General features: G+C 70.5%; 5 protein-coding genes and 1 pseudogene. 2 read left to right on the top strand and 4 right to left on the bottom strand.

The features are described 5' to 3' along the window. The 3 genes from RDU12_RS11675 to RDU12_RS11665 all read right to left on the bottom strand — a co-directional run. The coding region (locus RDU12_RS11675) for a TPM domain-containing protein (RefSeq protein WP_308684729.1) at nucleotides 1-739 on the bottom strand (739 nt) is incomplete at its 3' end. After that, complete coding sequence (locus RDU12_RS11670) at nucleotides 736-1,407, bottom strand: LemA family protein (RefSeq protein WP_300289674.1); 672 nt, start codon at nucleotides 1,405-1,407, stop codon at nucleotides 736-738. The genes RDU12_RS11675 and RDU12_RS11670, both read right to left, overlap by 4 nt. 62 nt (nucleotides 1,408-1,469) lie before the next feature. Then, nucleotides 1,470-2,393, bottom strand: a complete 924-nt coding sequence (locus RDU12_RS11665; RefSeq protein ID WP_300289675.1) for a bifunctional methylenetetrahydrofolate dehydrogenase/methenyltetrahydrofolate cyclohydrolase — start codon at nucleotides 2,391-2,393, stop codon at nucleotides 1,470-1,472. A 95-nt stretch (nucleotides 2,394-2,488) separates the two neighbouring features. Here RDU12_RS11665 and RDU12_RS11660 point away from each other — a divergent pair, with 95 nt between their 5' ends. Together RDU12_RS11660 and fni are read left to right on the top strand one after the other, a co-directional pair. Continuing rightward, nucleotides 2,489-4,321, top strand: coding sequence for a PPC domain-containing protein (locus RDU12_RS11660; RefSeq protein ID WP_300289676.1), 1,833 nt, complete (start codon nucleotides 2,489-2,491; stop codon nucleotides 4,319-4,321). 27 nt (nucleotides 4,322-4,348) lie between these two features. Then, entirely contained in the window at nucleotides 4,349-5,371 is a 1,023-nt protein-coding gene (fni, locus tag RDU12_RS11655; protein WP_300289677.1) for a type 2 isopentenyl-diphosphate Delta-isomerase, read from the top strand. Nucleotides 5,372-5,570: 199 nt separating this feature from the next. On the opposite strand, the pseudogene RDU12_RS11650 reads toward fni, so the two are convergent. Then, nucleotides 5,571-5,803, bottom strand: a pseudogene (locus RDU12_RS11650) (hypothetical protein); the annotation flags it as partial.

The raw sequence follows: 5,803 nt of genomic DNA, 5'->3' as shown, positions 1-5,803 counted from the left end.
GGCGGCCGCCGCTGCGCAGGGCCTCGGACGCCGCCCAGATCAGGATCGGCGCCACGCCGGAGCTGCGACGGCGACGCCCGCCGCCGGCCAGCCCGCCGATCAGGCCGATGAAGATCAGGAAGAAGATCACGCCGATCATGATCAGCGGACCGACGGGCACGCCGGCTTCCGGCTTGACCGCCGCGGCGGCCCGGGCTTGGGCCTCGGCCGGATCGAGCCGCAGCTGGGCGTCGATGGCGGTCACGCCCTGTTCGATGCCGCGCTCGAAATGGCCTTCGCGGAAGGAGGGCAGGATCTCGTTGTGGATGATCAGGGCGGACAGGCCGTCGGTGAGCACCGGCTCCAGCCCGTAGCCGACCTCGATCCGCACCTTGCGCTCCTCGGGCGCGACGATCAGCAGGACGCCGTTGTCGTCCTCGGCCTGGCCGATGCCCCAGGTCCGCCCCAGCCGATAACCGTAGTCCTCGATTTCGAGGCCTTGCAGGCTGTCGACGGTGACGACCACCAACTGGTCCGAAGTGTCGCTTTCCAGCGCCTCCAGCCGGGTGGTGAGTTCCGCCTCCTTCGCGGGCGTCAGCAGGCCGGCCTGATCGACGACCCGGCCGGTCAGGGCGGGGAACCGGACGTCGGCCGAGCCTTGTGCGGCGGCGCTGTGCCCGCTCGCCAGCCAGACGGCGACCAGCATGGCGAACAGCAGCGCCGCCAGTCGGACCGTTTGACAGGGGGGCGGGGACTTCACTGCGCGGGGGGCGTCGCGCCGGGCGTGGTCGGCGCTGCGGTCCCGCCGGGCTGCGCCGGATTGAGCCCGTCGAAATTGACGGTGGGGGCCGTCTGGGCGGCCTCGGTGGCCTGGAACAGCTGCATCGGCTCGGACCCGCCGTGGATCGTCTTGGCCCAGATCACCGTCGGGAAGGTCCGCAGCGAGGTGTTATAGTCCCGCACCGCCTCGTTGTAGTCGATCCGGGTGATGTTGATGCGGTTCTCGGTGCCCTCGAGCTGGGTCTGGAGCACGAGGAAATTCTGGTTGGACTTCACATCGGGATAGCGCTCGACGACCAGCATCAGGCGGGACAGGGCCTGGCTCAGTTGCCCCTGCGCGGCCTGATAGCGCTGGAAGGCGGCCGGATCGCTCAGCGTCTCCGGCGTCACCGTCACGCCGGTCGCCTGGGCCCGGGCCTGGATGACCTCGGTCAGGATGGTACGCTCGGAGATCGCCGCGCCCTGGACGGTGGCCACCAGCTGGGGCACCAGATCGGCGCGCCTCTGATAGGCCGACTGCACGTCGGCCCAGCGGGCCTTGGCCGCCTCCTCCTTGGTCGGGATGGCGTTGATGCCGCAGCCGGTGACGGCCGGCGCCAGGACCACCACGGCGGCGATGGCCGCGGCCCGGGAATTCAAGCGCATCATCATTCGTCTCCTGTCAGGCTGCAGACCCGCAGGACCGACTATCGGAGGTTAGGCTTCGCCGTTCAAGCGTCCAGCGATTCCGGCTCGATGCCGGCGGCCCGGCAGGCCGCCGAATACGTGTTGGCCAGCAGGCAGGCGATGGTCATCGGGCCGACCCCGCCGGGCACAGGGGTGATGCGTCCGGCCACCGCAGCCGCCTCTTCGAAGGCCACGTCGCCGACGACCCGGGTCTTGCCCTGGGCCGCCTTCTCCGGGTCGCGCGACGGGACCCGGTTGATGCCGACGTCGATGACCGTCGCGCCCGGCCGGATCCAGTCGCCGCGGATCATCTCGGGCCGGCCCACGGCGGCGACCAGGATGTCGGCCGTGCGGCACAGGGCCGGCAGGTCGCGGGTGCGCGAATGGGCGATGGTGACGGTGCAGCTCTCGCCCAGCAGCAGCTGCGCCATCGGCTTGCCGACGATGTTGGAGCGCCCGACGATCACCGCGTTCAGCCCCGACAGGTCGCCCAGCTCATGCTTCAGCAGCATCAGGCAGCCCAGCGGCGTGCACGGGACCAGCCCCGGCAGGCCGACCGCCAGCCGCCCGGCGTTGACGACATGGAAGCCGTCGACGTCCTTGTCCGGGTCGATCGCCGCCAGCACGGCCGAGGCGTCGATATGGCCGGGCAGGGGCAGCTGGACGAGGACGCCGTGGATGCCCCGGTCGGCGTTCAGCGCCGCGATCAGGGTCAGCAGCGTCTCCTGGTCGGTCTCGGCGGGCAGCTGATGGGTGTCCGAGCGCAGCCCGGCCCGCAGCGTGGTCTCGCCCTTGTTGCGGACATAGATCTGGCTGGCCGGATCTTCGCCGACGATGACCACGGCCAGGCCGGGCTTGACCCGATGCGATGCCTCCAGCCGGGCCGAAGCGGCGGCGACGCGCTCCACCAGCCCGGCCGCGAAGGCCTTGCCGTCGATCAGGGTCGCGCGGGCGGGGTCGGCCGTCATGGTTCGGCTCCGGTCGTCAGGAAAGGTACGGTGCGCGCGATTTACAGACGGCGCGGTTCGGCGTCTATGATCGAGGCCGTATTCAGGGGGACCGCATGCGCCGTCAGACCATCCTCGCCGCCGCCAGCTGCCTGGCCCTCGTTCTCGCCGCCGGTCCCGTCCTGGCGCAGTCCGCCGAGCCGCTGGCCGTGGGGGCCACGGTGGAGGGCGCGATCGAGGAGAGCGACCAGACCGCGGTGGAAGACTCCTACCGCTATGACGACTACGCCGTCACGGCGCGGGCCGGTCAGCGTTTTGAGGCTATCCTGCGCTCCGGCGAGTTCGACACCTATCTCGAGGTGTTCCCGCCGAACGAGGCGGAGGACGCGCTCGCGTCGGATGACGACGGTCTCGGCGAGGGCACCGATTCCCGCCTGCGCTTCACGACTCCCGAGGCCGGGACCTACGTTCTGCGCGCCAGACCCCTTTCGGGGTTGGACGGCGGCGCCTACACGCTGCGCCTGACCGAACGGCCCCCCGCGCCTCGCGCGCCTCGACCCTCCGGCATCCGCCTCGGCCAGACCGTCGAAGGCGAGCTGTCGGGTCGGGATCCCGAGACCGACGACGGCCTGCCCTACGACGCCTTCAGCTTCCGGGCGCGCCAGGGCGACAGGTTCGCGGTGGCCTTGGACAGCGAGGCCTTTGATCCGGTGCTGCGCCTCGGCCGCAGCGTGGGCGGCGCCTTCGTCCAGCTGGCCGAAAACGACGACGGGCCGGATTCCGGGCTGAACTCGCGGCTGGTGTTCACGGCGCCGGAGAATGGCGACTACCTGATCCGGGTGACGCCGCTGAACGTCGCCGAAACCGGACCCTACAGCCTGAGCCTCCAGGAGGGCCCGCCGCCCGCGGCGGCCCAGCCCATCGCCATCGGCGCCACGGTCGAGGGCGAACTCACTGAAGGGGACGGCAAGAGCGAGAGCGACACGCCGGCGGACGCCTGGCGGTTCGAGGGCCAGGAGGGCCAGCGGGTCCGCATCGACATGACCTCGGACGATTTCGACACCTATCTGGAACTCTTCGACGAAAACCGCGTCAGCCTGGACGAGGACGACGACGGGGGGCCGGAAGGCACCAATTCGCGCATGACGGTCACCCTGCCGCGAACCGGCTCCTACATCATCGAGGCGCGGGCCTTTTCCGACGGGACGGGCGATTACAGCCTGTCGATCATCGAGGTGCAGCCCGATCGTCCGCCGGAGCCGATCGCCTTCGGAGCCTCGCTGCAGGGCGAGATCGGCGAAGGGGACCCGCGCGACGACGAGGACAGGGGCTATGACGCCTTCACCTTCTCGGGGGTCGAGGGCCAGCGCATCCAGGCCATCATGCGGTCCGGCGACTTCGACACCTACCTTCAGATCGGCAAGGCCGACGGCGAATTCACCGCCCTGGCCTCCGACGACGACGGACTGATGGAGGGCACGGATTCGCGGCTGAACTTCACCCTGCCCGAGGACGGCGACTACGTTCTGCGCGCCCTGCCGCTCGGCTCCGACGCCGAGGGCCTGTATGCGCTCGAGCTGATCGACCGCGGTCCGCTGCCGCAGCCCGGCAGCGTTCTGATCGGGTCGACCGCTTGGGGGACCCTGACGGAGACGGACGCGACGACGGACAGCAACGTCCCCTACGACGCCTACCGCATCACCGTGCGCGAGGATGAGAAGCTGCTCATCACCATGGTCTCGAACGACGTCGACAGCTTCGTCGTCATCGGGCGCGAGAAGGGCGACGGCGAGTTCGAAATTCTGGGCTCGGACGACGACGGCCTGACCGACACCCACGCCAGGCTCGAGTGGACCGCGCCGGACGACGGAACCTTCGAAATCCGGGCGGGGGCCTATCAGCACGGTCAGCTGGGGGTCTACGCCCTGACGGTCGAGAAACAGCCCTGACCCCCACGGCGCCGCCGGAGTAAGCGTTTGACGAAGATCACCGCCCGCAAGGACCAGCACCTCGACATCATCCTGGCGGGGAAGGCGCGGCACGGGCGGGACAGCGGCCTCGCCGACATCCATTTCGTGCACGAGGCGCTGCCGGACCTCGACCACGGCAAGATCGATCTCGGCGCCGACTTTCTCGGCCGCCGGCTCAAGGCGCCCCTGCTGATCAGCGCCATGACCGGCGGGCCCAGCCGGGCCGAGGCCATCAACGCCCGGCTGGCCGAAGCCGCCCAGCACCTCGGCATCGCCCTGGCCGTCGGCTCGCAGCGGGCCGCCCTCGGGGCGGAGGGTCCGACGCCCGGACTGGACATGGCGTTGCGACTGAGGGCCCCGGACACGCCGATCCTGGCCAATATCGGCGCGGCCCAGCTGACCCGCGGCTTCGGCGTCGACGAGGCGCGACGGGTGCTGGACATGGTCGCCGCCGACGCCCTGGTCGTTCACCTGAACCCGCTGCAGGAGGTCTGCCAGCCCGAAGGGGACCGGGACTGGTGGGGCGTCGGCGCCGCCCTGGAGGCCCTGGTCAAGGCGCTGGACGCGCCGGTGGTGGTCAAGGAGACCGGGGCGGGGATTTCCGCGGCGACGGCGAAACGGCTGGTCGAGATGGGGGTCGCGGCGATCGACGTGGCCGGGGCTGGCGGCTCCAACTGGGCTGCGGTCGAGGGCGAGCGTTCCACGGACCCCGCCGACAAGGCCCACGCCGCCGCCTTCGCCGACTGGGGCATCCCCACCGCCCGCGCCATCCTTGAGGTCCGCGCCGCCTGCCCGAAGACCCTGATCATCGGCTCGGGCGGGGTGGCCGACGGCGTCGACGCCGCGAAAGCGATTCGCCTCGGGGCCGACATGGTGGGGCAGGCCGCCGGGGTCCTGACCGCCGCGACCGTCTCGACCGAGGCGGTGGTGGCGCATTTCCGGACCGTGATCCGGCAGATGACGACCGTCTGCTTCTGCACCGGCTCCCCCAATTTGACGGCCCTGCGCAAGGCGCCGTTGCAGGGTTAGCCGGCCCCCTCCCGGCGAAGCCGGGCGTTACTCGCGCGCGTCGCCGGTCGGTTCATCACAACGACCACAACGAAAACACGACGCGCACAACGGCATCGAGCGAGGCGCAGGCCCCGCAGTGTCCTTCGTGTTTTCGTTGTGTCCGTTGTGATGAACCTTGCCTTGGTCCCGCTTCGCGGGAGGCCGCGCATAAGCCTGGTCAAACCGAGGGCAGCAGGTCTCCGGCGAAGGCGCGATAGCGCCCGGCGCGCACGCCGTCGGTCGCCCGCGCGATGTCCGGCGCGAAATAATGGTCCGAGCCGTAGGCCGCCGCCGCCTCGCGGACGATGGCGAAGACCTGCTCCAGATCGGGCGAGGTGAAGCTCAGATAGGCCGAGGCAAACTGGCTGTCGGCCGATTCGACGTTGATGACCGGCACTTCGGATTCCGGCG

It is taken from the genome of Brevundimonas sp. (assembly GCF_031082345.1).
GTDB lineage: Bacteria > Pseudomonadota > Alphaproteobacteria > Caulobacterales > Caulobacteraceae > Brevundimonas.
Note: the sequence above shows the minus strand (reverse complement) of the source record. Positions and strands in the feature narration are given on the sequence as shown.